Below are 26,185 nucleotides of genomic sequence, written 5' to 3'. Positions count from 1 at the left end.
AGATCATCATTGACCTCTGCTTCGATATTTTCGATTTAAATTAAGAAAAAACTGTTCAATCCGAGGACGAACCCATGCAAAATAATCTTTATCTTTCTTTTTCTTACAAATAATTTCTTTTCCATCAACCATTCCTACAAGCTCTAGTTCTAACAATTGCCTCGTAAATTCTAGAATATTCACTTCTTCTTTTGGATACTCTTCCTTTAGCTTTTCTTCAATTTCTCCCAATAAAAATCCGTCACGCATCATTGCAAGTGCATCAATCCAAAGTGGCGGCATTTCATATTTTTCTCCTGTAATTGTATCCTTTACAATATAATTCTTTTGATCTTTTCGAAATTGAATAGTGTGTAAACATACGGTCGAATTTAATGTTAGTTCCATCGTACCACCTCTGTCATAATATCAGCATAGAAAAAAGGATGCATGTGCACCCCTCTTTTTTAATTCACATAAAACCCAATTCAATATAAACATTCATACAAGTAAAAACTACAAACCGGTACATGAATAATAAAACTACATGTCGATATTTTCCTCCATTATAAACTAAGTTTTTTATAAAAAAAAGCATTCTTGAAGCTTTTTATAAAATGTTTATATTTACACAACAAGAGCACTTTTCTGAAAAGTACTCTTGTCTTTAAATTCTATATAGTTGGCAATGTCACTTCTACTTTTGTCCCTGTGCCAATGTTACTTTTGAATTGAATCATCCCTTGATGCTCTTCAATAATTTTATTTGTAATGATTAAACCAAGACCAGTTCCATTTTCCTTTGTCGTATAAACAGACTTTCCAAGTCTCTCTATTCTTTCGCTATCCATACCGCATCTCTCATCTTGAATGCAAATAAACAATTTTTCTTCTATCGTTTTATAGGCAGAAATTCTCAAATCTCCCCATACATCATCGATTCAATCCCATTTTTCACAAGATTTAATAAGACTTGCTTTAATTGCTTTTCATCACCCTTTATATCAGGTAAAGCCTCATCTACTTGTATATGTATTTTTACAGCGTACTGCATTGCATAACTTTCCATCAGATGAACAACATATAACAGAACTTTTTGCATATCACACAATTGATACATTGTTGGTTTCAGCTTTCCAAATAACATTCACTCACTAACAAATCCATCAATTCTCTCAATTTCCTGTAGCATAATATCATAACTAGCATTATCAGCTAGATTGCGCTCTTTTTGAATTTGAGTAAAGCCCTTTAAAGTCATTTCTATCTAACTTTTACGTCATGTGAAATTTCTAGTAGTATTATCCTATATAAAATGGCTATACTATTTTTATTCTAACTTCCTTTCATACCATAACACTAAAAGAGGGAGTGAACAAACTCCCCCTGTTAACAATTACACAAAATGAAACCTTAATCAGTGGAAGCCTCATTCCACACTGATTATTAGTCCTCACCAATCTTGTTTTTACAGTCAGTTGATCCACCACCTAACCTCTTCGCTTTCGCTGAACTTTGAGGTGGAGGTCTTACTGCCCACAAATGGCGGGATAAATTATATCCACTTCACCCGCTCATGAAGCAATCCATCCGTAAATGAATTATCACTCATCACAAAATCTTTCATATAAACATGTAAATATTCACCATACTTACTTTTTGTATTAAGTAATAATTCCTCAACATAATACACACCTGGTGAAAATATATCTAGCAGTAAACTGGACAAACCAGCATAGATTCCGCAACCAACTTGAAAATAAGTCGCGTTTGTCTTATATTTCTGGAAAACTTCACTACTATTCATTACATTGTACATATATTTTTCATTGTCTTCATAGACAAGTAACACACCAACTAAATCTTCTCCTGCTATTTCTTCCTCTGCTGGATTAAAAACTTTTCGATTCCAATTTCATAATTTATCCACATCATCTAGATTTTTTCGAATTAAATCTGTTGTATATTCATTAATACGATAAAGAAAACCCACTTCCATATCAAATGTTTTACCAAGAATCAGAACTTCTTCATGTGGCATTAGGCAACCATGAAACTCTTTCTCTCCTAATCTCACTTTATATTCCGAAGCATATACATCCTCATAAAAATAGATGGGCCGATGATGACTCACATACATTGGATAACTTAATATTGCTTCATCAAGAAAACGTTCTACCGCCCATGAAGCATAAAGTGTATTAGGTTTTATAAGACTTTGGTCTGCAAAGAAAGAATAATCATGCTCTATAATATAACACGCACGTGGTTTTTTTCCCGGTTGTTCTTTCATAAGCTGTACAACCATCCATTGAACAACACCAGGATTCATTCCCGATCCTATGATAGCTCTTGTATTTGTAAAATTATTTTTTTCCTTTTCAAATCTCGTATAACGTTCTGTAAGCTGAAACCCCTTTAAGCTATCATCCTGATCCACCTGCTCATTCTCCAAAGCTGAATTTACATACGAAATACCTAATTCATTACAACAACTAAGTATACGAATCGTATCTGCTCCGGAAACGTCGATAACTACACCAGCATCCGTTTTCCGTAAATGCTGTTTAAACAGTATTGTATTTTGAAGATCCATTTCATGAAGAAAGAATTTCCCCTTTAAATTCGGAAATAATTCGTCATAATAGCTTTTTTCCTTTTGCTTTATATCAACGAGATGAAACTTTAAATCTTTTATCATAGAATAGATGGGATCATTTATATTCGCCACAGTTTGATTTAAAACTGCCAATACTGCTTTAGCGCCTCCTCCCCCACTACCAAGTAATGTAATTGAAAAAGAATGTCTAAGCTGACTCACCCTGAAAACCACTTTAATATTTAGTTAGATAATACATAATCTATTCAATTTTGAAAGGATAGCTTGGACATAATAAACATGCTCGTACACATTTTTTATTATAAAAATATACCTTTCTCTCTTACTAATCCATGATTAAATAAATTAAATATTTAATCAGTGAGGAGATGTCTTCATCCCTCACTGATAGTTAGCCCTCACCAATCGGGCTTTTACGGGATAAAAATAGACTCGACCTTTTCTTTTACACACATAAAAGAAAAAGCAAGCCTTCTTAACAAGCTTACGGAAAATGAACCGATTTTACATGTTGAATATTTAAATATACTTTTTCATCACGCGCCTTGATCAATTCAATATGACCATCTTCAATTTTCGTCATCTTCCCAATTTTATTTGAATGTTCGCCTAAATCAAACACCATAATTTTCCTTGCCATTTTGATTAGTTGTTCTTCAAATGTTCTAGCTAGTGTAATATTTAATGGATTAACTGAAAGCTCATTTTTATTGAGGGAATACGGAATTTGATTTTCTTGATAGGGGATTAACCATTTTAGATGTTTTAAAGAAATATATACTGTTTTGTACACAGGGCTATAGAATACTAAATAATCATTCATAACACTTGCAACATAACCATGAATAGGATAACCACCAGCTACATAAATCTCCGTAAAAATCCCTTTAGATGTGCTCAGTACTTTTCGAAGGGAAATTGACGGTGATTCTCTTTTAATAACAGAATCTGTTTCTGGCTTGTGTATTTCGGTCACAAGACTCGCCAAAAATTTATAATATTGAATATGATATAAGGAAATATAGATGTAGTCTTTCCCATCATAAATAACAACAATATCATTGCCTACATCAATTAATAATCCTTTAAACCTTTTCTCGCCAATTAATTTAACATAGATATATTCTCCAATATTTTTGCTTAGTTCGTTCACCTGTATCCTCCTTTCTCCAAAGCTTAACTTCCTCTTTATCTCTCATTCACATGTAGCTAAAAAAGAATAATAGGGGGCTAAAACATGTATGCAAAGTGACACAATGCTCTCTTTCTATCTGTATGAATAGTAGAGGAGGGCATTTAGACTATAGTAAAATAATAGCAATTGAACAAAAAACATTCGCCACTACCTATTCCATACTGCCCCCTCTTATTTATCAAACATTACTCTTCTTCATCTTTATTAGTTTTAACGATTTGATTTACGTTTTTAATGTGAAAGTTAATAACGTAAATTACCTCATCACGGTTCACTAATGTAACGTATTCTTCATTTACATCACTTAATAAACCTTCTACGCTTTCTGGTCCACCGCGATTAATTTTGACCCATTTATACTTAAGACTACCTAGTATCTCTTGAAACGTTGCACCATCCGCATAGGATTGCTCAATAAAATAAGGATTTAACCCTATCTCTTTTGCCTTTTTTACAACACCCTTTACATGCTTCTGTTGATAATAAATGACCTCTCCTGTATTTCCTTGAAGAACGAGATAATCATCACCTACTGCCAGCAACACACCTGTACGGCTTTCTGGTCCACCAAGGTTTACTTTTACACCTTGATAAACCAAGCTTTTTATTTGATTTTCAGGAAATATATTTTCCAATTTCATCCCTCCTTCCCCTCTTTTGTTATTATTTGGATCGATTATATCGACTTGATTGTCTTGTTGCTCTTGCTCTTGAATATTGAACATATGCTGTCTGATCGGATTTTTGGTTATTTGACTGATAATCATCTTCTTCTAGTGCTTGCAGACCATAATTCATACTTTTAATATGGAAATGTGGAATCTGTACAACTTCCTCTTTTACAATTAATGTCACATATTCAGAAGAAACATCTTGTAGAATTCCTTCAATCTTTTCTGGACCGCCGCGGTTAATTTTCACCCAACGATACTTTAAATTTTGAAGTAAGCCTTGAAAATCTTCACCTTGTGCAAATGTTGGTAAAACTCCAATGTCTGCAGCAACATCTTTCGCATTTTTTGTAATACTTTTTAGATGTTGAAACTGATAATAGTAAAACGTTCTGTTTTCACTCAATAAAATAAAATGATCCGAATACACTGCGACCACTGTACCTTTTTGAGACTCTGGTCCACCTCGATTCACTCTAACACTCTCTCCAATCAATCCATACAGCAAATCACTACTAATCGTGCTCATGAGAAAACCCCTTTCATTGTTTTATAAGTCGTTTGCACTGATAGTATATGTATCTGTACAGGTTACGTTCTCTATGATTGTCCCATTATATAAAAATATGTTTTTAACACGGGGGTACATCTATCCAATATGTATATCTCTGATGTACAAAAGACCAGCACGGCTTCTATCAATACCCAGCATGTCATTAGCCGCCATTTATGCACACAATTTTACTATTTCATCATAAAAAAATACCGTTTCAAGATACTTATCCTACAGATCTTGAAACAGTATTTATAAAGTGAAACTTTACTTAGTGGAGGATTTTTCATCCTCCACTAGTATTAGCCCTCACCAATCGGGCTTTTACGGGCAGTTTATTCTCCACCTAGCTTCTTTACTTTTGTTGAAATTAAAGTGGGAATATTACTGCCCACAAATAGCAGGATAAAAATGATTCTGTATCATTTTTCATAGAGTACTACGCTATAGGCCCATGAGTTTTAATCTTCGTCTTTTACATCCATATCCTCTGGAATTGGCTCATTTAATATTTCTTCTACTAACTGTTTATATTTTTCCATTTGCTCTAAATGCGTATTGAACTGTTCTTTATTCAGCAAATATTGCTCACCGTCATACACGGCTCGAATTCGTTTTTGCTGAACCAATTCTTCAATGTAAGATTCCGGAATATTTAAATATTCTGCTGCTTCTTTTACCGTTATATACAATCGTTTCATTCCCTTATTATTTTTTTATGTCTACATTATTATAAAAGATTTTTATAAATAAAATAAAAAGATTTTGTAAATACAAATCAAAAAGCAGGTAGATGCATTCCATATATTGTATAATAATATAGTAAGTATTAAAAAAATATAGATGGCATTTATCCATTTACACAAAGGAGAGTTAAACATATGGCTACTCGTCACATCATTACAATGTTAGAGCAATCATTACAAACTGAAACAATAAATACTGCTTCTCAGCTTTCTAAAGCTTTACCAAAAAGAATCATTGAGCAAACAAAGGCTGCAAATGAAAGCGTAAACTATAATACAATTGGAGAATGGTATAAACATCATTTTATATTTCAACAAGATGATTTCCTTTGGGCTAAATATGCTTACTATGATGCATACTGTGAAGCGTTACAAAACCAGGGACATCTTACAAAACGTGTACGTCACATACTAGAATCTATGGCTAGAAAACACGGGAAACAATATATTGCCTCTGTGCAAAATAAGCAGTTTCCTGATCAGTACGCACAAGGAACAGCATAATTTTCCTTGTCTATAAAAAATATGAACCACAAAAAAAAGATTTACAAATCCAACGTTCACGTCTTTTACATGTATTCTCTTCTCAAAATACATGTAAAAGACGTGAACTGAAGAAACCAATGTAATACAAATGATAAAAAACATAGTAATTATATAAACACCCAGCCTACTTCCTTACTTAATAAAGATTAGGAAAGTAACTGGGTGTTTATCTATTAAAAAGATATTTATTTCAAATCTCTCATAATTCATTTACATATTCTTCTCTATTTATTTCTTTCCACTCTTTAAACTTCTCAACACGACCCATTATTTCATCATTTGCTTAATAATTTCTCGGTTACGCTGCTTGAAAACATCATTATGGGAAGAAACCATTCCATATTCACTCGCATCTGGTTGAATAAATTGTTTTGCTTTATTTACAGCATTTCCAGCATCTTGGAAAGCACCCGCAATTAAATGCAATTTCCCTTCATGCTTTAAAATATCTCCAGCAGCATATAGCCCTTCTATTGAAGATTCACTGTTCGCACTCCCGGCAATAAAATAATTATCAACGATTTCAACATTTAGTTCACTATTTTCCAATAATGTTATATCACGTTCATACCCATGATTAATAATGACTTCGTCAATAGGTAAATGAGAAACTTCACCTGTTTCATGATTCGTTAACTCAATATATTCAATTGCTTCGTGATTATCATCAGCCATCAACTTTGTAATCGACGTATTAAAGAGACAATCTACCGAACTATTCATAAGCTGAGTAACTTGTGCTTCATGACCAGCTAAGGCATCTTTTCTATATGTTAAATAAACCTTTTTCGCAATGGGCTCTAATTCATTTGCCCAATCGATCGCTGAGTTTCCTCCACCTGAAATAATTACAGTCTTATCTTTAAAACCCTTTAAAGATTTGACCGTATAATTTAAATTTGATACTTCAAACCTCTCTGCACCTTCAATTGCTAACTTTTGTGGTTTTAATATTCCACTTCCAGTAGCTACAATAACTGTTTTTGAAAAGTGCTTTTGACCAGAGAAAGTTGTTAGCACAAAAACTCCCTCTTCATTCCGATTGATTGACTCTACCTTTTCATTCAACACTACTTCCGGATGAAATGTTAACCCTTGCTCCACAAGCTGCTCAATTAACTGCGCTCCAGTAACTGGTGGCAATCCCCCGATATCCCAAATCATTTTCTCAGGATAAACATGTACTTTCCCACCTAACTGTGGTTGAAATTCAATTATTTTTGTTTTCATTTCCCTAAGCCCACTATAAAACGCTGAGTAAAGCCCTGCTGGACCTCCTCCAATCACGGTCACATCAAATAATTCTTCTGGATTCATTTATGTTCACTCCCAGGTATCAAATATAATTGATTATCATTCTCAATAAAATATAACCTTTTCCCTTCAGGTTTTCAATCAAAATAACTATTGACAATAGAAAAATATAAAATTATATTATTAAAGAATCGATATTGATAATCATTATCATTTTGTAAACTATTAACAAATTTGTAGGGAAAATAGCGGCTCGTTTATTTATAGATCCCTCAAGTATTTTATTATAGTAAATCTCAATATCAAGATTTATAAGATTCCTTAACTACTAAGTGCAAGACATCTATCCCGTTAGAAAGCTATATACTACATACAATTTTATAAAAAGGAGAAAGAAAAAATGAAAAAGTTATTCATTTCACTTACAGTTCTATTCGTACTCGTTATGAGTGCTTGTAGCAACGGTTCGACAGATAAGAAAAACGATTCAAATGCAAAGGGAAGCAAATCAGAAACAATTACATATCAATCTGAGAATGGTAAAGTTGAAGTTCCTGCAAATCCCAAACGCGTTGTTGTACTATCATCATTCGCAGGTAACGTAATATCTTTAGGTGTAAACCTTGTTGGTGTAGATTCATGGTCTAAAATGAATCCGCGTTTTGAAAAAAAATTGAAAGATGTTACAGAAGTATCTGATGAAAATGTTGAAAAAATTATCGAATTAAATCCAGATTTAATCATTGGTTTATCAAACATTAAAAATATCGATAAGTTAAAAAAAATCGCTCCTACTGTAACATTCACATATGGGAAAGTTGACTACTTAACACAACATTTAGAAATCGGTAAACTACTAAATAAAGAAAAAGAAGCAAAAGCTTGGGTTGATGATTTCAAAAAACGTGCGCAAGCCGCTGGAAAAGATATTAAAACAAAAATTGGTGAAGATACAACCGTTTCTGTTATTGAAAACTTCGACAAACAAATCTATGTATTCGGCGATAACTGGGGCCGTGGAACAGAAATCCTGTATCAAGAAATGAAATTAAAAATGCCGGAAAAAGTAAAAGAAAAAGCGCTAAAAGATGGCTACTATGCATTATCTGCTGAAGTTCTACCTGAGTATGCTGGGGATTACTTAATTATAAGTAAAAACAACGATACGAATAATTCATTCCAAGAAACAGAATCGTACAAAAACATTCCAGCTGTTAAAAACAATAAAGCATTTGAAGTAAACGCGAAAGAATTCTATTTTAATGATCCAATCACATTAGATTTCCAACTAGATTTCTTCAAGAAAAGCTTTCTTGGTAAATAACACAACAATGAGGAATTCTTATTTAAAGAATTCCTCTTCCTTTATTCTATGAAAAGAAAAGATGTGAAACTAATGACAAAAGACAATCTACGTTCCACTTCCTTTGTATACAAGCTCATTTTAGGAATCATTGTGTTCTTTATTATATTTATGGTTGCCATGGTATTTGGCGCAGCAGATACCTCTATAAAGGATGTATGGATAGCGCTGACTTCTAACGTTAATGGAGAAAAGTTCTCCATTATCCGTGAACTTCGCTTCCCACGTGAAATTGCAGCCATTTTTGTTGGAGCTGGGCTCGCTGTTTCTGGTGCGATTATGCAAGGTATAACGCGAAATCCACTCGCTGATCCAGGATTACTCGGGCTAACTGGTGGTGCCAACGCTGCCTTGGCAATTACACTTGCCCTTATTCCTTCTGTAAACTATTTTTATATAATGATTGCTTGTTTTATCGGTGCTGCTATCGGCGCCATTATGGTCTTCGGAATTGGTATGATGAAAAAAGGCGGGCTTTCTCCTCTTCGTATTGTACTTGCTGGCGCCGCGGTTTCAGCATTTTTAGTCGCGATTTCAGAAGGAATCGGGATTTATTTTAAAATCTCACAAGATGTATCCATGTGGACTGCCGGAGGCGTAATCGGAACATCATGGAGCCAATTACAGGTCATTGTTCCAGTTATTTCAATCAGTATATTCATTGCAATCTTATTTTCAAAGAAATTGACGATTCTTAGCTTAAGCGAAGAAGTAGCAATAGGACTCGGTCAAAAAATCATCGTCATTAAAATCATTCTTTTTATCGTTATCATTTTACTTGCCGGTGCTTCTGTTGCACTTGTTGGAAATATGGCATTTATCGGTTTAATGGTACCTCATATGGTCCGCCCTATTGTCGGACCAGACTATCGATTTGTGCTACCGATGTCTGCCATTGCTGGTGCTTCTTTTATGCTATTAGCTGACACACTTGGACGCACAATCAACGCTCCATATGAAACACCAATAGCGGCCATTATCGCAATTGTAGGTTTACCATTCTTCCTATTCATCGTACGTAAAGGAGGAAGGTCGTTCTCATGATTCAACAATCTAAAAAACAACGAGTAATCGTACTTGCCTTACTCCTGCTTATTGCAGCAACCATTACAATTGGAATGGGCCTAGGAGCAGCTTCATTGTCCTATGATAGACTGCTACCTACACTTTTGGGCCAAGGTACATTTAAAGAAGAATTTATTTTATTTTCTCTTCGATTACCACGAATTGTGATTACACTATTAGCTGGTATGGCACTTGCCTTATCAGGAGCTATACTACAAGGTATAACGCGTAATGATCTAGCCGAGCCTGGTATTATCGGTATTAACTCAGGGGCAGGCGTTGCAATTGCCCTTTTCTTTTTATATTTTCCAATAGACGCAGGCTCATTTGTTTACTTGCTACCAATCGTTGGATTTATCGGTGCCTTTATTACAGCCTGTCTCATCTATGGATTTTCATACAGTAAAACTGCTGGGCTTCAACCGATAAGACTGACATTAACAGGAATTGGATTTACGTTCGCTCTTTCCGGAACGATGATTGTACTTATTTCATCTGCTGAACGTGCAAAAGTAGACTTTATCGCAAAATGGATTGCCGGAAACATTTGGGGAGATGACTGGGTTTTTGTTTTCGCACTCCTTCCATGGCTAGCTGTACTCATTCCATTTACTTTCTATAAAGCAAACCGATTAAATCTCCTTGCATTAAATGAGCATGTAGCAATTGGTGTTGGTGTCGCACTCGAAAAAGAACGCCGCTCACTCCTTATAGCAGCCGTTGCATTAGCAGCTTCTGCCGTTTCAGTCACAGGGGGAATTGCCTTTATCGGACTTATGGCTCCTCACATCGCAAAATCTTTAGTCGGGCCGAGGCATCAATTATTTCTTCCTGTTGCCATTTTAATCGGGGGATGGCTATTGTTACTTGCAGATACAATTGGTCGTCATATTGTAGAGCCAAGTGGAATTCCAGCGGGGATTATGGTCGCTTTGATTGGTGCTCCTTATTTTATGTATTTGTTACTTAAGAAATAAAAATAAAATCCCTTGAGAATCGATTTGTTCTCGAGGGATTTTTTCTATTTACTAATTCTAGTGTTGCCCATACCCATCAAACTTCTTCGCCAATCTTGCCATCTCTTCCTCTGGCAACAATTTTGGCTCTCCAATGCACTTCGTTTGATAATAAATTTGCGCGCAAAATTCAATTTCCTCCGCAACAGTAAACGCCATTTTTATATTGTTCCCACCGGCCATTAAGCCGTGATTAGCAAGTAAAACCGCACGGCGATCAATCATTCCTTCAAAAGCCGCTTCTGCTAGTTCCTTTGTTCCGAATGTTTCATACGGCGCACAACGTACATTCGGCCCTGCGAAAGCAATCAGATAAGATACCGCAGGAAGTTCCCATCCTAATGATGCTATTGTTTTTGCGTAAGGGGAGTGCGTGTGAACAAGTGCGTTGATGTCCTCACGCTTTCTATAATAAATAAGATGCATATCTAGTTCACTAGAAGGCTTTCTATCCCCTTCCACAATTTCACCATCTAAATTCAATATAGCTACATCTTCAGGCACTGTTTCAAAATAATCTAAACCACTTGGACTTATTGCAATAAGACCTTGTTCACGATTAAAAATACTAATATTACCGCCAGTCCCCTTTGTTAATCCGCTAGCGATCATTTTCTTTCCATACGCTACAATCTCTTCTCTTTCTTTTTGTAGTAACATATATATACATCCCCCTTGGTGTGAACTCTGTGACGACTAGTTTGCTAGAATAATGGGTGTACCATATTCTTTATAGCTGTTAATACATTCTTGCTGCAGTGGTGTCAACGGTATGAGCTCATCTGTGATAATTTTTGTAATACCCTGTTTATCACAAACCTTATAGAAAGCAACATTTCCGAGCTTCGTATGATCTGCTAAAACAATGACTTCACTCGATTTGCTAAGCATTGCTTGCTTCGCTTCTCCTTCATCAATAGCTGTATCTGTTAAGCCTTCATGAAAACTAAGTGCTTTACTTGAAATAAAAGCTTTATCAATATAAATTGTCTCTAGATACTGTTTCAAAGAAGCTCCCATAACAGATAATGATTTCCCACGTAAAAAGCCACCGAGTACAATGACAACAATCTCTGGCACATCTGCTAGTTCAATCGCAATGCTCAGGTTATTTGTCACAACCGTTACATCTTTGCGATCCTTAATAAGTTTACTTACCTCAAGGGCTGTTGTACTCGCATCAAACGCAACGACATCACCATCTTCAATTAACCTAGCAGCTTCACGTGCGATTGCTAACTTCTCTCTCTTATTACTATTTAGACGCTCTTCCATCGAATATTCATATACCCGCTTTGTTTTTAGTTTTACACCACCGTACATCCGAATGACTTTGCCGTCTTTTTCAAGCTTCTCTAAATCTCTTCTTATTGTCATTAATGATACTTGAAATGCATCGCTTAAATATGAAACTTCCACGTGCTCCCTTTGTTCAAGTATCTCAATGATTTTATTTCTTCTCTCTACCGGTGAATTAGACATGATAATCGGTCCTCTTTTTCGTTATTTTCTTATATGTCTAATATACATAAGCAATTTTCTATATAAACCCATCTTGATTTTTCAACATATAAGTCGCTACTACGAAGAACAAAAGATGATCGCTACTTGTTTTCTCTCTGTTTTCACTTGGCATGAGGCAGGAGAGGACCTGACCGCTTCTATGCATGGACAGGCGCTCTCTCCCATCTAAAAAGAAAGGTTTTATATCAGTTTTTCAATTTGTACTTATATATTTCATAATTACTAAAATAACTTTCTTAAATTCTCGGTAAATGGAGCCCTAACAATTCCCTTTTCCGTAATAATTGCTGTTACATTCTCATGCGGCGTTACATCAAACGCTGGATTATATACTTTACTTTCTTTTGGAGCTGAATATTTCCCAAAGCGGTTAATCACTTCAGAAGCATCACGCTCCTCGATCGGAATCTCCTTACCTGTTGGTGTTTTTACATCAATTGTCGGAGTCGGTGCTGCAACATAAAATGGAATGTTATAATATTTCGCTAAAATGGATACACCAAGCGTTCCAATTTTATTTGCCACATCACCGTTTGCCGCTACACGATCGCAGCCAACAATAACTGCATCAATTTTCCCTTGTGACATAACCATTGCCGCCATATTATCCGTAATGACTGTTACATCAATCCCAGCTCGCTGCAGTTCTAGTGCCGTTAACGTAGATCCTTGTAATCTAGGACGTGTCTCATCAGAATAAATCTTTAAATCCCATCCCTTTTCTTTCGCTAGGTACATCGGCGCTGTTGCAGTACCATATTTCGTTGTTGCTAAAGCACCTGCATTACAATGCGTTAGTACACCCATGCCATCTTGGAACAATGTTAATGCATATTCCCCAATTTGGCGGTTAATCTCTTCATCTTCTTTATGAATTCCTTTTGCTTCCTCTAATAACCTATTTTTCAAATCAGCGATAGATAAATGGGAATGTTCTTTTGCCGCATTTTCCATTCTCTCAAGTGCCCAAAATAAGTTCACCGCTGTCGGTCGAGATGTCGCTAAGTACGTGCAGACTCTATTTACTTCTTCTATAAATGACTCCACTGAATCTTCGGATGCCTCTTTTACGCCTAAATACACACCGTAAGCTGCTGAAACACCAATCGCCGGTGCCCCGCGTACTTTCATTACTTGAATGGCATCCCATACACCCTCAGCTGTTGTAAAAGATTCATAGACTACCTCATTCGGTAATAGAGTTTGATCTAATAAAACTAAAGCATCATCTTTCCACTGAATTGGTATTAATTGCTCTGTCATCATCTTCTCTCCTTACTTTGCACTATGGACAGACTGCTCTTTTAACGTTTGTAAAAAACTAGCGCCTGTTTTATATTCATTTGCTCGTAAAATAAACTTCTTCGCTGCCTGTAAACAAATCCGTTCTGCTCCCGCCCGAGCTTCATCACTTGAAATCGATGTAATATCTTTCACCTTTGCTAATCCAACAATGCGGCGAATCAACTCTAAACCCGTCACAGCCGCTGTATCCACTAACACAGATTGTAAATACCAACGATCAAAGCCAGTTTCCTTTGCCATAATCTCTGTTACATGCGTGCTCCACGCTTCTAAAAACTTCTTCTTAAACAAGTCGATTACATCTATAATCGTAGACTCCAGCCAACTCATATAGGTATCTTTTTCCACTCCATCAACCATCGCTACATCTGCATTCACCCAAGCAAATATTAAATTTGCCATCACATTCCCAACGTCATATCCCATCGGGCCATAGAAAGCAAATTCTGGATCAATGACCTTTGTAGAATCCTTTCGTACAAACACAGAGCCAGTATGTAAATCACCATGAAGTAGTGCCTGCGCATTCGTCATAAACGAAAACTTAAGCTTCGCTACTTCCATACGAAGTGCTTCATCTCCATATATATGCTCCCGAATCCAACCTTCATTTATCGAAAACAACTCATTGCGCTTGTTATGATCTGTAAATGGCTCCGAGTACACAAGATCCTCTGTAATCTCACATAACTCTGGATTGATATAATTCTTCACAAGTTCCTTTTTCTCTTTATGATTCATCACTACATCAGATGTTAATAAAAGTGTGTTTACCATGAAAGTAGTTAAATCATCCGCAAGCTTTGGAAACATTTGATGGTTAATCAGTGCCGTCCGTAAAATCGTATGGTCTGATAAATCTTCCATCACACAGCAATTCATCATACTATCAAATAAATACACATCTGGTACAAGCCCAGATGCCAGCTTCCCCTCTAACTGTAAAACGTTTGACTCAATGCGAATTCGATTCGTAGACAACTTAAACTCATCTGAAATACGCGCCGTATCTCCGGCTTGCTTCACAATGACAGAAGTTCCTTTCTCCTTATCCCAAACACGAAACACATAATTTAAATTGCCATCCCCAATTTCCTTGCACTGCAAATCTTTTGCGTTTTCAAACATTGGTAACTTCTCTTTCACATACTCAATAACATTACTAGCTTCCATTAAAAAATACTCTGCGAACTTAGACATGGTTTCTCCCTCCACACTAAATGTAAGCGTTTTCTAAAAGCCATAAAAATAATAGATTGAAAGTATTTTTTCAATCTATGTTATATGTTCTTTTTGTATCATATTTTGTTTGAAACGAACATCTAGTTTTTATTATAGCTTGTTGGGGATGGGAGTCAATGTTTTCCTATATGAAAACGAGAAGCTACTGTTGTATTTTAAGAGCTTCTTGCTTCCTTTTTATTTAATACGCTTTAACCCCTATCCATCTTACATAATGAGCAAAGTTCAAACATCCTGTACTCCATTGTGTTTTATTTATGGTACAGTTCACCGTATTTAATTCTAAATACTCACTGACATTTACTATTTATCTTTTTACTCCTTCTAGCTTCTCAATCCATAAACCAAAAACCTCTCGTTCCCATTCCGCTCATACACCCCAGGCAATCTAACTTCCTCTTTCAATTCAAATGCCGTTTGATTCTCTAAGAAAAAGATATAATCTTCCGATGGATAATATAAAATAATCTCTATTTCTCTCTCTACTTCCTCCACCGAAAGCAATATATTATTGATTACATTCATAAACACTTGCACTGAAAATGGATTAAAGAAATAAAATCGATTGTCACGCGGATCAATCTCATATTCTTGCGCTAAGCAACATTGAAATTGAATTTTATCTTTACTATTTCTCGATTTCTTCGCATAACGTTCTAAATTTTCCATTGCTTCTTTGTAGAACATCTCGTTCATTTCTATTCCAACAGCTGACGCACCACATGCATGATGAATATAGAAATTCAGCCGGCCTTTTCCGCATCCAAAATCAACAATCCGATCACTGCTTTTCATTTCATATTGATCTAATAATATTTCTAGCCCGCTATATGGCGTTGGTTCATAGCGATGATAATGCAGGGACTTATTGAATCCCTTTTGCTCTCCTACTGTTTTTATATTTAATATCGCATCATAATATTGTTCGTTCATTGATTTTCTCCTATTAAGAAATAATACTTTTTATTATACAACATAGAAAAAAAGCCTGATAAAATCAGGCTTTTACTTTAAACCAATATTATTTTAAAGCTTCCAACACAGTTTGCTTCATTATCTCTACTCCATCGATTATACAAGCGTGATCAAACTTCATATAAGGGTGGTGTAACCCGGGCTTTAAATTTGCCCCTAATCCTAACATAACAGCTTTTAAATGCGGCCTTTTGACCGTATAGTAATGAAAATCATCACTTCCTGTAGTAAAAAGTGGCGGTGTGCATCCGTCTTCTCCGTATATTTCAAGAATTCCTTTCCGCATGAGTTGTTCTGCCTCTTCCGATACCTCTGCCCCAGGTGCAATATCAACCCATTCGTAAGAAATCTTCGTTCCCATTGATTCAGCTGATTGAATGACATGTTCTATCTTGTTCGTTAACTCTTCTAGCAATACATTGCTCTCCGCCCTTACATCTAAACCGAATTGCCCATTTCCTGGAATGATATTTAAATTATCTCCACCAGCTTGGCATTTCGTCATTTTGACAGAGTATGATTTTTGCGGTGAGAGCCAGATGTTTTTTAATCCGATATTAATCATAGAAATAACATCAATTGCGTTCACACCTTGATGTGGTCGTGCCCCATGCGCATCATCCCCGTGTATATTCGCTTCTAAAAATCCCGCTGCCCCATGCCAAATAGATGGTGCTGCTTTTTTTAAAGGTAATTCTTCAATTGGTCGTAAATGAACACCAAATAAGAAATCAGCGTCATCCACCGCTCCCTTCTCCACCATCTTTAAAGCACCATTTCCTTTTTCTTCTGCAGGCTGGAAAATAAATCGGACAGTTCCTTTTTGCCAATGCTCATTTTTCAACTGCAAAATAAGTCCCATCGCAATCGTCATATGAGCATCGTGACCACAAGAATGATTTGCTTTAAATTTCCCATCTACTTCTTGCCATAATGCATCCATATCAGCACGAATGGCGATAACTGGTTTCCCGTTCCCCATTTCAGCTATAACTCCAGGGCAATCATCAAATACTTTATATAAAACTCCTTCTTCTTCTAGAAATTTCGTAATATAGGCCGTTGTATTATATTCTTTCCAACTTATTTCAGGATTCTCGTGTAAATGCTGAAAAATTTCGTTTAAACGATCTTGAAGCTCTACTGTTTTCACTTTCCCTTTCTCCTTCCTAAATTCGAAGCAGTTTTCTCATTTATAAAAATCCTATTTTGAAAAACATATTGAATATTCACGCAAATGTCAAGAGATTGTCCCTTCATTTCTTTTGAAATATAATAAGGTAATTAAGATCAGAATTCTGAAAATTCTTTTAAAAATTTACTCATCATTAGTCTAATTAAGAATATATGCAACTTTAAATTTATGATACAAAGGACGTGGATTATACAATGAAAATTACAGCAATTCACCTTTATGCAATCCGTTTACCACTTCGTGATCCATTTATTATCAGCTACGGCACTTACAATGATATGCCTTCTATTATTATAAAAATTGAAACAGATGAAGGTATTGTCGGTTACGGTGAAGGAGTAGCCGATGATCACGTTACAGGCGAAACATGGGAAAGTACCTTTCAAGTTTTAAAACATACATTAGCTCCTGCCTTGCTAGGTGTGAATCCAATGAATATCGAGAAGATACATGACATCATGAATCAAACTATTTATAGTGTTCCTACCGCAAAAGCTGCGATTGATATTGCTTGCTTTGATTTAATTGGGAAAAAGTTAGATCAGCCTGTTTATCAATTGATTGGTGGCCGTTACCATGAAGTGTTTCCAATTACTCATGTTTTAAGTATCGCCTCCCCAGAAGCTATGGCAAAAGAAGCTGCTTCCATGATCAATAAAGGCTATCGCTCTTTTAAAATGAAAGTCGGAACAGATGTCCAAAAAGATGTTGAGAGAATTGAAGCTGTACGTGAACGAGTAGGGAATGATATCGCAATTCGCGTGGATGTAAACCAAGGCTGGAAAAATAGCGCTACTACGTTAACTGCATTACGCTCACTCGGACACTTGAACATTGATTGGATTGAACAACCAGTTATAGCTGACGATATTAATGCAATGGCCTATATTCGCTCAAAAACAGACCTTCCACTTATGATTGACGAAGGACTAAAAAGTTCCCGTGAAATGCGCCAAATTATTCAAATGCAGGCCGCTGATAAAGTGAATATTAAATTAATGAAATGTGGCGGTATATACCCCGCTGTGAAACTCGCTCATCAAGCTGAAATGGCCGGAATTGAATGCCAAGTTGGCTCCATGGTTGAATCATCTGTTGCATCTTCTGCTGGATTCCATGTTGCTTTTTCGAAAAAAATCATCACAAGCGTTGAACTAACAGGACCGTTAAAGTTCACGAAAGATATTGGAGATTTATATTACGACATACCATTTATTCGTCTAAACGAAAAGCCAGGATTAGGCGTCGATGTCAATGAAGATATACTAAATGAATTAACCGTTTTTCAAGACGTTGTTCGCTAAAGGAGGACCACCACATGAACATTCTTTATGAAGGAACATTAAAACAAAACGAACAAAGATTCAAGGTCGCACCATTATCTTTCGATCACATCCAGCAAATTTTATCCTTACAAAATGTTGTAATTGAAACATTAGAAAATACAGATAGCTTGCAACCTCTTACGTTAGAAGAATATCAATATATATTAAACGGAAACGGCTTAATAATTGGTGCATTTGTAGATCAAGAGCTGATTGCGTTTCGTGCACTCTTAGTCCCACCTATTGATGACGAACATTTAGGGTTTGATATTGGTTTAACTGAGGATGATTTAGACCGTGTTATTTACCAAGAAATCTCAAATGTTCATCCAAAGTGCCGTGGAAACGGCATGCAGAAAATATTAGCAACAGTGATTATGGAACAATTAACACAAACAGACAGCAAATACGATTACGTTTGTTGTACAGTTGCGCCATTTAATATTCCGAGTTTGAAAGATAAGTTTGCGCAAGGGATGGAGATTGCTGCGCTGAAGGAGAAGTATGGCGGGAGTATGCGGTATGTATTTGTGAAGGAATTGCGCAAGGATAAAGAAAGAGATTGGACGGATGTTAAGAACATTTCGATGAGTGATGCTAGCGAACAGCAGGCATTACTTTCAGAGGGTTATCGTGGATATGAGATGGAGAAAGTGGATGAGGCTTTCATTGTGAAATTTGGACGATAATATATATACAAAAAGAACCCTAATTCATTAGGGTTCTACTTTATTTCAAGCCACATATCCAAAGTAATAACTAAACCGTCATTTTCCAACTTGATAACGCTAACCAGTTTTCCATCTCCTTATAATCAGGCATTATCTTCCCAACAAGACGCCAAAAAGATCGATCATGATTTAAATGGACCATATGGCACATTTCATGAACAACTACATAGTCAATCACCCTCTGAGGTGCCATTGCTAGCTTCCAATTAAACGTTAACTGTAGATTTGAATCACAAGTTCCCCATGTACGGTTACTATCTGAAATACGGATTAAACGCGGCTTTGTTTTAAAGTTACTTTGATACGATTTAATACTCTTCTCTACTAACGCTTTACACTGTTTATAATAAAATCGTTTTAAAGCTTGTTGTATTTTCTCATTCTTAAGCTCTTTCACATAAATATGCAGCTTATCTCCTTCAAACACTGCATTATCTTGCTCAATACTTGTATCTTGAGAAATCTGTATCGGGTACGTGTTTCCTAAATACAGAAAGCCCTCTCCTTGATCATAAGCCTTTTCCTGTGACCCAAGCACTCTCTCCTGCATTTCCTTACGTGTTTTCTGAATCCAATCCCATTTCTCCTCTAACAACTGGATTATATATTCAACAGGCGTCCCTTTCGGAGCTTGCACCTCAACATTTCCGTAAGAATCTACATAAAGACGTACTGATTTTTTCTTCTTGCAATTTATATGAAAATTGATTGTCTCACCTAAATATGTATGTATCATTTCATCACCTAGCGTATTTGTTCTTGTTATTTTTACAAATAAAAAAGAGTAGGCTACAAACTCCCTACTCTATCTATTATATCATTTACTGCTTTATCATAAATGCTACAATACTGATCCCTTATCCTCTATATTTAACAGCTAGTCCCTTTAAGAAATTCCTTGCGTATCTATCGCCGCACTCTTTGTAATTTTTATGACCTTCTTTTCTTAATAGAGCGCTTAATTCTCCTTTTGTTACGATGACTCCTACGTCTTCTAATATATCAAGCATATCTTCACTTGTTAATGATAGTGCTATCTTCAATTTTTTTAGAACGAGATTATTAACACTTCCATTACTCTTTAAAGACATCGCTTGTCTATCCGATTGCCCTGGTTTTGGATCTTGTTTTCCTCTTTTAAAAGTAATCAAACCATTCAAAAACGACTCTAACATAACATTATTGCATTTTATTTCGTAATCATTTTCAACTACATCACTATCATCGTCAACTTCATCATAGTAACTGTTTTTTAATTTTGTCAGCATCTTTCGCACTTCTTCTTTTGTTACTTCAACGCCACCAAGTTTAAACATCTCCACCATATCTATATCTTTTATATCCAGAGCATATCTTACTCTAATTAAAATATCATTATTGCTTATAGCCATTGTTTGTCCTCCTAAAATGTTGGTTATTTATCCAGCAGTCAAAGCGTATCCTCTAACATGCTTTAAACTATCATGTTTAATATAACTTTTTAGTTAATGTCCGCTAAATTAATACTTTAACACTTTACAGACATGTTTTATAGTCTTACCCAAATTAATACTTGTGAAGGTCATACTAAAAAACTCAAGAGGACCTTGAGTCTGAGGAAAGATTCAAATGATTTTTTGATTTATTCTCTTCTCCTTCCTTGCGCCTATAGATCTGGTCTATATTTATTAAACCCTGAGGTACGCTTATAAGACTCTTTCCACCGTTGCGTTAACGAAAAGAAAAAGCAGTGCTTTGATCTCTCAAAAACACTGCTCATTTTCTGCTTTAAATTTATTTTAAACTCAACCAAGCCACACACTCCACATATGCAGAGTGTATGTGGCAACACAAGGGTGCTGGTGGGTTTATTACATTCTTAAGACCTTTTTCTTTCAGAAAACAGACTTTATCAAACAAAAGTTGTCGGCTGCAAGGGAACTTGAAACTGAATAAAATAAGCACACGTGAGTTGATGTGAATCATTTTCCCTCTAACTTTTTGAGAGTTACACTATTTCACTGTCCTCTGTCCCATCAACACTCTTTTCAAATTTATCAAGCAATGCACGCACTTCATCTGTTGATTTCGTGCTCATCAATTGATTTCTTAATTCAGCAGCTCCATGGAATCCTTTGACATAAATTTTGAAAAAGCGATGAAGCCCTGTGATTGAACGTGGCAGTACTTCTGCATATTGATCTTGAAGATCAAGCTGCAGTCTTAAAAGATCAAGGTATTCTTTACTGCTATGCTCTTTCGGCTCTTTTTCAAAAGCAAAAGGATTTTTAAAGATACCTCGTCCGATCATAACGCCATCAATACCATATTTTTCAGCAAGCTGTAGCCCAGTTTGACGGTCAGGAATGTCTCCATTGATTGTTAGTAGCGTATTTGGTGCGATACGGTCACGTAATTTTTTGATTTCGGGAATTAGCTCCCAATGCGCATCTACTTGGCTCATTTCTTCTCTTGTACGTAAATGAATAGAAAGGTTCGCAATATCCTGTTTTAAAATATGCGTTAACCACTCCTCCCACTCATTTAGCTCCTTAAAGCCAAGTCGTGTTTTCACGCTGACAGGCAGTCCGCCCGCTTTTGCTGCTTGAATAAGTTCTGCGGCAACGTCTGGACGCAGAATAAGGCCACTACCTTTTCCTCTTGATGCCACATTCGGTACAGGGCAGCCCATATTAATATCGATGCCTTTAAATCCTAGCTCTGCCATGCCAATACTCATTTGACGGAAATATTCGGGATTATCCCCCCAAATATGTGCCACCATTGGCTGTTCATCTTCTGTAAAAATCAAACGGCCACGCACACTTTTCATACCCTCTGGATGACAATAGCTATCCGAGTTTGTAAACTCTGTGAAAAATACATCCGGTCGACCAGCTTCACTTACTACGTGACGAAAAACAACATCTGTCACATCTTCCATTGGTGCAAGTACAAAAAATGGTCGTGGTAAATCACGCCAAAAATTATCTATCATTTCAAACTCAAATCCTCTCACTATGGATACAACTTCAAACTCTCGGTCAAAAAATATAAAGCCAAATGTTCCACTTCTTTTACACTTATATCATGCTTAATAACTTATTATCAAACACAAGTACATTTGGACATTTATAATTTGTGAAAAACTATCGTGAAAATCGGCAATGTTTATTTTAACTAAAGTCGGTCCTGAATGGTATTTTTATAAACAAAAAAGCAGATGGTATAGATTTTTTCTATATCAACTGCTTTTCTATTATACCAACTCCAACCAAGCCACACACTCCACATGCGTAGTATGCGGGAACATATCCACAGGCTGTACTTCCTGCGTCTTATATCCGCCTTCTTCTAATACTTTTAAGTCACGTGCTAGTGTTGCTGGATTACATGATACATATACAACGCGTTTTGGCTTCATATCGATGATCGTGTTTAATAGTGCCTCATCGCAACCTTTACGCGGCGGATCGACGACGATTGTATCAGCAATTACGCCTTCTTTATACCAGTTTGGAATGACTACCTCTGCTTCTCCTACTGCAAATTCAGCGTTTGTCATGTTGTTTAATGCAGCATTTCGATTTGCGTCTTCAATTGCTTCTGGGACGATTTCAACGCCGTATACTTTTTTCGCTTTTTGCGCTAGGAATAGCGAGATTGATCCGATTCCGCAGTATGCGTCGATTACTGTTTCATTTCCATCTAATTTTGCATATTCTAATGCTTTGTCATATAGCACTTTCGTTTGTTCTGGGTTTACTTGATAGAAAGAACGTGCTGAGATAGCAAATTTAATATCACCGATAAAATCATAAATATATTCTGATCCATATAGGACTGTTGTTGTGTCTCCGAAAATTACGTTTGTACGTTTCGTGTTTACGTTTTGAACAATTGATTTTACATTTGGGAACTTCGCTGTAATTTCTTCGATGATCGCCTTTTTGTTTGGAAGCTCTGCCGTACGTGTAATGAAGACAAGCATAATTTCCCCTGTTACTTGTCCGTACCTAGCCATTACGTGGCGAAGTGTTCCTTTATGACGTTCTTCGTTGTACGCTGTGATGCCATGCTTTTCACAAATACGTTTTACTTCTTGAATTAATGCATCATTTTCTTCTGCTTGAATTAAGCATGTTTCCATATTAATGATGTCATGTGTTCCTTGGCGATAAAAACCAGCTACAAGCCCGCCTTCACGTTCTCCAATCGGTACTTGTGCTTTGTTTCGATAAACCCACGGATTCTCCATACCAAGAACAGGATGAACTGGTACGTCGTGCAGTCCACCGATGCGCTGCATTACGTCACGCACTTGTTTTTCTTTCGCCTTTAGTTGTCCTTCATATGTTAAGTGCTGAAGCTGACAACCGCCGCATTGGTTGTAAACTGGGCATTCTGCATCTTTACGATATGGACTTTCTGTATGAAGCTTCATTAAACGGCCAAATGCGAAGTTCTTCTTTACTTTAATAATTTTAATTTGTGCTTCTTCACCTGGTAACCCGTTTTTTACGAAAATAGGATATCCTTTCACTTTCGCAACACCGGCACCATCATGTGTTAAATCTTCAAATACTACATCTATAAACTCGTTCTTTTCAACTGGTGGCGTCATTTTATTACTCATTTTCCGACCTCTCTTTTTCATAACACTGCGTTACATTTTACCATACTCATATGCTCTTTATCCATTGGAAGAAAAAAAGCTATTGACGAATTTTGTTGACTAATGTTACGCTACTAATAATTTAATACGGACGATGTTCCCTCATATATACTTGATAATATGGATCGAGAGTTTCTACCCGGCAACCGAAAATTGCTGGACTATGGGGAAAACTAATGAATATTAGCTTGTTTGTGTATACAAAGACTCATATTGATTAGCTTTCTCTCATAGATGAAAGTGAATCCATATGGGTCTTTTTTTATTTTTTACTTTTCTAAAAGGTCAGACATCTTACGTATGACATGAAACCTCTCCTATTTTAATTATATATATTCATTTTGACTTTTCAGTATATCGGTTAGCTATGAAGAATAAAAAGTGGCCCGCTCTTGTTTTCTCTTTTTGGTTTCACTTGGCACGGGGCTAAAAAAGGCTCTGACCGCTTCTATGCTTGATCAGATCCTCTCTTACATCTAAAAAGAAAGGGTTTTTATGTCGGTTTTTCAAATTGTATTTATATAGTTATATAATGAGCGTTTTATGTAAAAACTTTATACGAACTTCTGAAAGGGGCAACTACATGCAATATGTAATGAGCGTTATCGGCATTCTTGTCGTGTTAGGTTTATGTTTTGCTTTGTCAAACAACAAAAGTAAAATCAACTTCCGTGCAATTGCTATTATGATTGGTTTCCAAATTTTAATTGGTTGGTTTATGTTTGGCACAAAAATTGGTCAACAGATCATCATTTTAATTAGTAAGGTTTTCAACAAACTAATTAAACTTGGTACGACAGGTGTCGATTTTCTCTTTAATGGAATTCAAAGAGACTTTGTCTTTTTCTTAAATGTATTATTAATTATTGTCTTTTTCTCAGCACTACTTTCTATTTTCAGTTATTTAGGTGTTTTACCATTCATCGTTCGAATTGTCGGCGGTGCAATTTCCAAAATTACTGGTTTACCACGCGTTGAATCATTCCATGCGGTAAACTCTGTATTCTTTGGTTCAAGCGAAGCATTAATCGTTATTAAAAATGACCTACAGCATTTTAATAAAAACCGTATGTTCATCATTTGCTGTTCAGCAATGAGCTCCGTTTCAGCTTCTGTTACAGCATCATACGTAATGATGCTAGATGCGAAATACGTACTAGCAGCGTTGCCACTGAATTTATTCTCTAGCTTAATTGTTTGTTCTTTATTAACACCAGTTGATACAAAGAAAGAAGAAGAAACAGTTCAGAAATTCGATAGAAGTCTATTTGGAGACAGCTTTATCGGTGCAATGATTAACGGTGCATTAGATGGTTTAAAAGTAGCCGGTATCGTTGCTGCTTTAATGATCGCCTTTATCGGTGTGATGGAAGTTGTAAACTATGTAATTAGCGCAGCTTCAGGCGCAATGGGCCATGCGATTACACTGCAACAAATCTTCGGTTACATTCTTGCACCATTTGCATTCCTAATGGGTATTCCAGCTCACGATATTATCCCAGCTGGCGGAATCATGGGAACAAAAATTGTTTTAAATGAATTTGTGGCTATTCTTGATTTAAAAGAAGTTGCAAAAACATTATCTCCACGTACAGTTGGAATCGTTACTGTATTCTTAATTAGCTTCGCAAGTATTAGCCAAATCGGTGCGATCGTTGGTACAATTCGTGCCCTTTCCGAAAAACAAGGAAGTATCGTATCTAAGTTTGGTTGGAAAATGCTATTTGCATCAACACTTGCTTCTATTTTATCCGCTACGATTGCTGGATTATTTATTTAACAATGAATTACCCTATCCTTCCTTTCATTTTGGAATGTTGGGGTGATTTTTTTATGAGCGAAGGTCACCAATCTGCAAATGAAATGTAATCATATGCAATATTGCATACATTTTTCAATACGATTTTTCTTTTTTATATTAAGAAATATATATATACTAGTATTGGCCAGAAGATGTATTCTGTCTGTTTACAGTGAAAGAAATATCCAACAACAAAAACCCAAAAGTAAAAAAAGCGTTTTTAAAGATACCTCCGAAATTAGCTATTTTTCGGAGGTATCTTTTTTCATAAGGCAATCTATAACTACAATTGTTTTTATTTACAAAATTTTACATAAGACAAATCCCATGCAATTGAACTGCATTTTTGTCGAATTCTCCCAAAAGAGATATTCCCCTCTATATTTCATAGTGATATGATAGACAAGGGTATGATTCAAATAGAA

Annotated in this window: 23 protein-coding genes, 2 pseudogenes and 1 riboswitch; of the genes and pseudogenes, 7 read left to right on the top strand and 18 right to left on the bottom strand. The window is 35.9% G+C overall.

Annotated elements, in window-relative coordinates; all coding sequences use genetic code 11:
* Positions 1-6: 6 nt before the first annotated feature.
* The 7 genes and pseudogenes from BPMYX0001_RS01585 to BPMYX0001_RS01550 all read right to left on the bottom strand — a co-directional run bounded on the left by BPMYX0001_RS01585 (position 7) and on the right by BPMYX0001_RS01550 (position 5,719).
* Positions 7-387 (bottom strand): hypothetical protein, encoded by a 381-nt coding sequence (locus BPMYX0001_RS01585; protein WP_003194716.1) that lies wholly within the window; start codon positions 385-387, stop codon positions 7-9.
* Between the two features lie 266 nt (positions 388-653).
* Positions 654-1,234: pseudogene (locus tag BPMYX0001_RS33740) on the bottom strand (ATP-binding protein); the annotation flags it as partial.
* Between the two features lie 300 nt (positions 1,235-1,534).
* A pseudogene (locus BPMYX0001_RS29190) lies at positions 1,535-2,800 on the bottom strand (S-adenosylmethionine decarboxylase related protein).
* A 283-nt stretch (positions 2,801-3,083) separates the two neighbouring features.
* On the bottom strand, positions 3,084-3,752 hold the full coding sequence (locus BPMYX0001_RS01565; RefSeq protein ID WP_003194710.1) for an LSm family protein: 669 nt from the start codon (positions 3,750-3,752) through the stop codon (positions 3,084-3,086).
* A gap of 227 nt (positions 3,753-3,979) precedes the next feature.
* Positions 3,980-4,435, bottom strand: coding sequence for a hypothetical protein (locus tag BPMYX0001_RS01560; RefSeq protein WP_003194709.1), 456 nt, complete (start codon positions 4,433-4,435; stop codon positions 3,980-3,982).
* 22 nt (positions 4,436-4,457) lie between these two features.
* Positions 4,458-4,994, bottom strand: a complete 537-nt coding sequence (locus BPMYX0001_RS01555) for a hypothetical protein (protein WP_003194708.1) — start codon at positions 4,992-4,994, stop codon at positions 4,458-4,460.
* Positions 4,995-5,479: 485 nt separating this feature from the next.
* Positions 5,480-5,719, bottom strand: coding sequence for a helix-turn-helix domain-containing protein (locus BPMYX0001_RS01550; RefSeq protein ID WP_006093276.1), 240 nt, complete (start codon positions 5,717-5,719; stop codon positions 5,480-5,482).
* 180 nt (positions 5,720-5,899) lie between these two features.
* On the opposite strand from BPMYX0001_RS01550, the gene BPMYX0001_RS01545 reads away from it, so the two are divergent.
* Entirely contained in the window at positions 5,900-6,268 is a 369-nt protein-coding gene (locus BPMYX0001_RS01545; protein ID WP_033798579.1) for a hypothetical protein, read from the top strand.
* A 309-nt stretch (positions 6,269-6,577) separates the two neighbouring features.
* Here BPMYX0001_RS01545 and BPMYX0001_RS01540 read toward each other — a convergent pair whose 3' ends face one another.
* The gene (locus BPMYX0001_RS01540) at positions 6,578-7,627 is read right to left on the bottom strand and encodes an NAD(P)/FAD-dependent oxidoreductase (protein ID WP_006093273.1); all 1,050 of its coding nucleotides are present in this window, start codon (positions 7,625-7,627) and stop codon (positions 6,578-6,580) included.
* 337 nt (positions 7,628-7,964) lie between these two features.
* On the opposite strand from BPMYX0001_RS01540, the gene BPMYX0001_RS01535 reads away from it, so the two are divergent.
* The 3 genes from BPMYX0001_RS01535 to BPMYX0001_RS01525 are packed head-to-tail and all read left to right on the top strand — an operon-like array spanning position 7,965 to position 10,969.
* Positions 7,965-8,888 carry an iron-hydroxamate ABC transporter substrate-binding protein gene (locus BPMYX0001_RS01535; protein WP_006093271.1) on the top strand — a complete coding sequence of 308 codons (924 nt, stop codon included), beginning with the start codon at positions 7,965-7,967 and terminating at the stop codon, positions 8,886-8,888.
* A gap of 48 nt (positions 8,889-8,936) precedes the next feature.
* Positions 8,937-9,971 carry a FecCD family ABC transporter permease gene (locus BPMYX0001_RS01530; protein ID WP_006093269.1) on the top strand — a complete coding sequence of 345 codons (1,035 nt, stop codon included), beginning with the start codon at positions 8,937-8,939 and terminating at the stop codon, positions 9,969-9,971.
* Positions 9,968-10,969, top strand: coding sequence for a FecCD family ABC transporter permease (locus tag BPMYX0001_RS01525; protein ID WP_033798578.1), 1,002 nt, complete (start codon positions 9,968-9,970; stop codon positions 10,967-10,969). Before BPMYX0001_RS01530 ends, BPMYX0001_RS01525 begins: the two co-directional genes overlap by 4 nt.
* A gap of 57 nt (positions 10,970-11,026) precedes the next feature.
* Here the strand turns inward: BPMYX0001_RS01525 and BPMYX0001_RS01520 are convergent, their stop codons facing one another.
* The 6 genes from BPMYX0001_RS01520 to BPMYX0001_RS01490 form a co-directional block, all read right to left on the bottom strand.
* Entirely contained in the window at positions 11,027-11,668 is a 642-nt protein-coding gene (locus BPMYX0001_RS01520; protein WP_006093266.1) for an L-fuculose-phosphate aldolase, read from the bottom strand.
* A 36-nt stretch (positions 11,669-11,704) separates the two neighbouring features.
* A complete protein-coding gene (locus BPMYX0001_RS01515; RefSeq protein WP_006093265.1) occupies positions 11,705-12,490 on the bottom strand; it encodes a DeoR/GlpR family DNA-binding transcription regulator in 786 nt (261 codons plus the stop codon).
* 264 nt (positions 12,491-12,754) lie between these two features.
* Positions 12,755-13,795 (bottom strand): S-methyl-5-thioribose-1-phosphate isomerase, encoded by a 1,041-nt coding sequence (mtnA, locus tag BPMYX0001_RS01505; protein WP_033798576.1) that lies wholly within the window; start codon positions 13,793-13,795, stop codon positions 12,755-12,757.
* 12 nt (positions 13,796-13,807) lie between these two features.
* Positions 13,808-15,037 (bottom strand): S-methyl-5-thioribose kinase, encoded by a 1,230-nt coding sequence (gene mtnK / locus BPMYX0001_RS01500; RefSeq protein ID WP_033798575.1) that lies wholly within the window; start codon positions 15,035-15,037, stop codon positions 13,808-13,810.
* A 366-nt stretch (positions 15,038-15,403) separates the two neighbouring features.
* Positions 15,404-16,012, bottom strand: a complete 609-nt coding sequence (locus BPMYX0001_RS01495) for a class I SAM-dependent methyltransferase (protein ID WP_006093259.1) — start codon at positions 16,010-16,012, stop codon at positions 15,404-15,406.
* 88 nt (positions 16,013-16,100) lie between these two features.
* A complete protein-coding gene (locus tag BPMYX0001_RS01490) occupies positions 16,101-17,207 on the bottom strand; it encodes a M20 peptidase aminoacylase family protein (protein ID WP_006093257.1) in 1,107 nt (368 codons plus the stop codon).
* A 236-nt stretch (positions 17,208-17,443) separates the two neighbouring features.
* On the opposite strand from BPMYX0001_RS01490, the gene BPMYX0001_RS01485 reads away from it, so the two are divergent.
* Together BPMYX0001_RS01485 and BPMYX0001_RS01480 are read left to right on the top strand one after the other, a co-directional pair.
* Positions 17,444-18,553, top strand: coding sequence for a mandelate racemase/muconate lactonizing enzyme family protein (locus BPMYX0001_RS01485; RefSeq protein WP_006093256.1), 1,110 nt, complete (start codon positions 17,444-17,446; stop codon positions 18,551-18,553).
* Between the two features lie 14 nt (positions 18,554-18,567).
* Complete coding sequence (locus tag BPMYX0001_RS01480; protein WP_006093255.1) at positions 18,568-19,263, top strand: hypothetical protein; 696 nt, start codon at positions 18,568-18,570, stop codon at positions 19,261-19,263.
* Positions 19,264-19,333: 70 nt separating this feature from the next.
* On the opposite strand, the gene BPMYX0001_RS01475 is transcribed toward BPMYX0001_RS01480, so the two are convergent.
* The 4 genes from BPMYX0001_RS01475 to rlmD form a co-directional block, all read right to left on the bottom strand.
* On the bottom strand, positions 19,334-20,041 hold the full coding sequence (locus tag BPMYX0001_RS01475; protein ID WP_006093254.1) for a M48 family metallopeptidase: 708 nt from the start codon (positions 20,039-20,041) through the stop codon (positions 19,334-19,336).
* 121 nt (positions 20,042-20,162) lie between these two features.
* Complete coding sequence (locus tag BPMYX0001_RS01470) at positions 20,163-20,696, bottom strand: YehS family protein (RefSeq protein WP_003205667.1); 534 nt, start codon at positions 20,694-20,696, stop codon at positions 20,163-20,165.
* 596 nt (positions 20,697-21,292) lie between these two features.
* Positions 21,293-22,282 (bottom strand): tRNA dihydrouridine synthase, encoded by a 990-nt coding sequence (locus BPMYX0001_RS01465; protein ID WP_033798574.1) that lies wholly within the window; start codon positions 22,280-22,282, stop codon positions 21,293-21,295.
* Between the two features lie 261 nt (positions 22,283-22,543).
* Entirely contained in the window at positions 22,544-23,920 is a 1,377-nt protein-coding gene (rlmD, locus tag BPMYX0001_RS01460) for a 23S rRNA (uracil(1939)-C(5))-methyltransferase RlmD (RefSeq protein WP_033798573.1), read from the bottom strand.
* 121 nt (positions 23,921-24,041) lie between these two features.
* Positions 24,042-24,143, top strand: a riboswitch (purine riboswitch).
* Positions 24,144-24,542: 399 nt separating this feature from the next.
* On the opposite strand from rlmD, the gene BPMYX0001_RS01455 reads away from it, so the two are divergent.
* A complete protein-coding gene (locus tag BPMYX0001_RS01455) occupies positions 24,543-25,739 on the top strand; it encodes a NupC/NupG family nucleoside CNT transporter (RefSeq protein WP_006093247.1) in 1,197 nt (398 codons plus the stop codon).
* Positions 25,740-26,185: the final 446 nt, after the last annotated feature.

It is taken from the genome of Bacillus pseudomycoides DSM 12442, from assembly GCF_000161455.1.
Lineage (GTDB): Bacteria > Bacillota > Bacilli > Bacillales > Bacillaceae_G > Bacillus_A > Bacillus_A pseudomycoides.
The sequence above is the reverse complement of the archived record's forward strand: the minus strand, read 5'-3'. Positions and strand labels throughout refer to the sequence as shown.

Excerpts from the sequence above, each read along its gene's own strand:
- BPMYX0001_RS01585 (WP_003194716.1), bottom strand. The coding sequence starts at position 387 with ATGGAACTAACATTAAATTCGACCGTATGTTTACACACTATTCAATTT.
- BPMYX0001_RS01560 (WP_003194709.1), bottom strand. The coding sequence starts at position 4,435 with ATGAAATTGGAAAATATATTTCCTGAAAATCAAATAAAAAGCTTGGTT.
- BPMYX0001_RS01555 (WP_003194708.1), bottom strand. The coding sequence starts at position 4,994 with ATGAGCACGATTAGTAGTGATTTGCTGTATGGATTGATTGGAGAGAGT.
- BPMYX0001_RS01550 (WP_006093276.1), bottom strand. The coding sequence starts at position 5,719 with ATGAAACGATTGTATATAACGGTAAAAGAAGCAGCAGAATATTTAAAT.
- BPMYX0001_RS01545 (WP_033798579.1), top strand. The coding sequence starts at position 5,900 with ATGGCTACTCGTCACATCATTACAATGTTAGAGCAATCATTACAAACT.
- BPMYX0001_RS01540 (WP_006093273.1), bottom strand. The coding sequence starts at position 7,627 with ATGAATCCAGAAGAATTATTTGATGTGACCGTGATTGGAGGAGGTCCA.
- BPMYX0001_RS01535 (WP_006093271.1), top strand. The coding sequence starts at position 7,965 with ATGAAAAAGTTATTCATTTCACTTACAGTTCTATTCGTACTCGTTATG.
- BPMYX0001_RS01530 (WP_006093269.1), top strand. The coding sequence starts at position 8,937 with ATGAAAAGAAAAGATGTGAAACTAATGACAAAAGACAATCTACGTTCC.
- BPMYX0001_RS01525 (WP_033798578.1), top strand. The coding sequence starts at position 9,968 with ATGATTCAACAATCTAAAAAACAACGAGTAATCGTACTTGCCTTACTC.
- BPMYX0001_RS01520 (WP_006093266.1), bottom strand. The coding sequence starts at position 11,668 with ATGTTACTACAAAAAGAAAGAGAAGAGATTGTAGCGTATGGAAAGAAA.
- BPMYX0001_RS01515 (WP_006093265.1), bottom strand. The coding sequence starts at position 12,490 with ATGTCTAATTCACCGGTAGAGAGAAGAAATAAAATCATTGAGATACTT.
- mtnA (WP_033798576.1), bottom strand. The coding sequence starts at position 13,795 with ATGACAGAGCAATTAATACCAATTCAGTGGAAAGATGATGCTTTAGTT.
- mtnK (WP_033798575.1), bottom strand. The coding sequence starts at position 15,037 with ATGTCTAAGTTCGCAGAGTATTTTTTAATGGAAGCTAGTAATGTTATT.
- BPMYX0001_RS01495 (WP_006093259.1), bottom strand. The coding sequence starts at position 16,012 with ATGAACGAACAATATTATGATGCGATATTAAATATAAAAACAGTAGGA.
- BPMYX0001_RS01485 (WP_006093256.1), top strand. The coding sequence starts at position 17,444 with ATGAAAATTACAGCAATTCACCTTTATGCAATCCGTTTACCACTTCGT.
- BPMYX0001_RS01480 (WP_006093255.1), top strand. The coding sequence starts at position 18,568 with ATGAACATTCTTTATGAAGGAACATTAAAACAAAACGAACAAAGATTC.
- BPMYX0001_RS01475 (WP_006093254.1), bottom strand. The coding sequence starts at position 20,041 with ATGATACATACATATTTAGGTGAGACAATCAATTTTCATATAAATTGC.
- BPMYX0001_RS01470 (WP_003205667.1), bottom strand. The coding sequence starts at position 20,696 with ATGGCTATAAGCAATAATGATATTTTAATTAGAGTAAGATATGCTCTG.
- BPMYX0001_RS01465 (WP_033798574.1), bottom strand. The coding sequence starts at position 22,282 with ATGATAGATAATTTTTGGCGTGATTTACCACGACCATTTTTTGTACTT.
- rlmD (WP_033798573.1), bottom strand. The coding sequence starts at position 23,920 with ATGAGTAATAAAATGACGCCACCAGTTGAAAAGAACGAGTTTATAGAT.
- BPMYX0001_RS01455 (WP_006093247.1), top strand. The coding sequence starts at position 24,543 with ATGCAATATGTAATGAGCGTTATCGGCATTCTTGTCGTGTTAGGTTTA.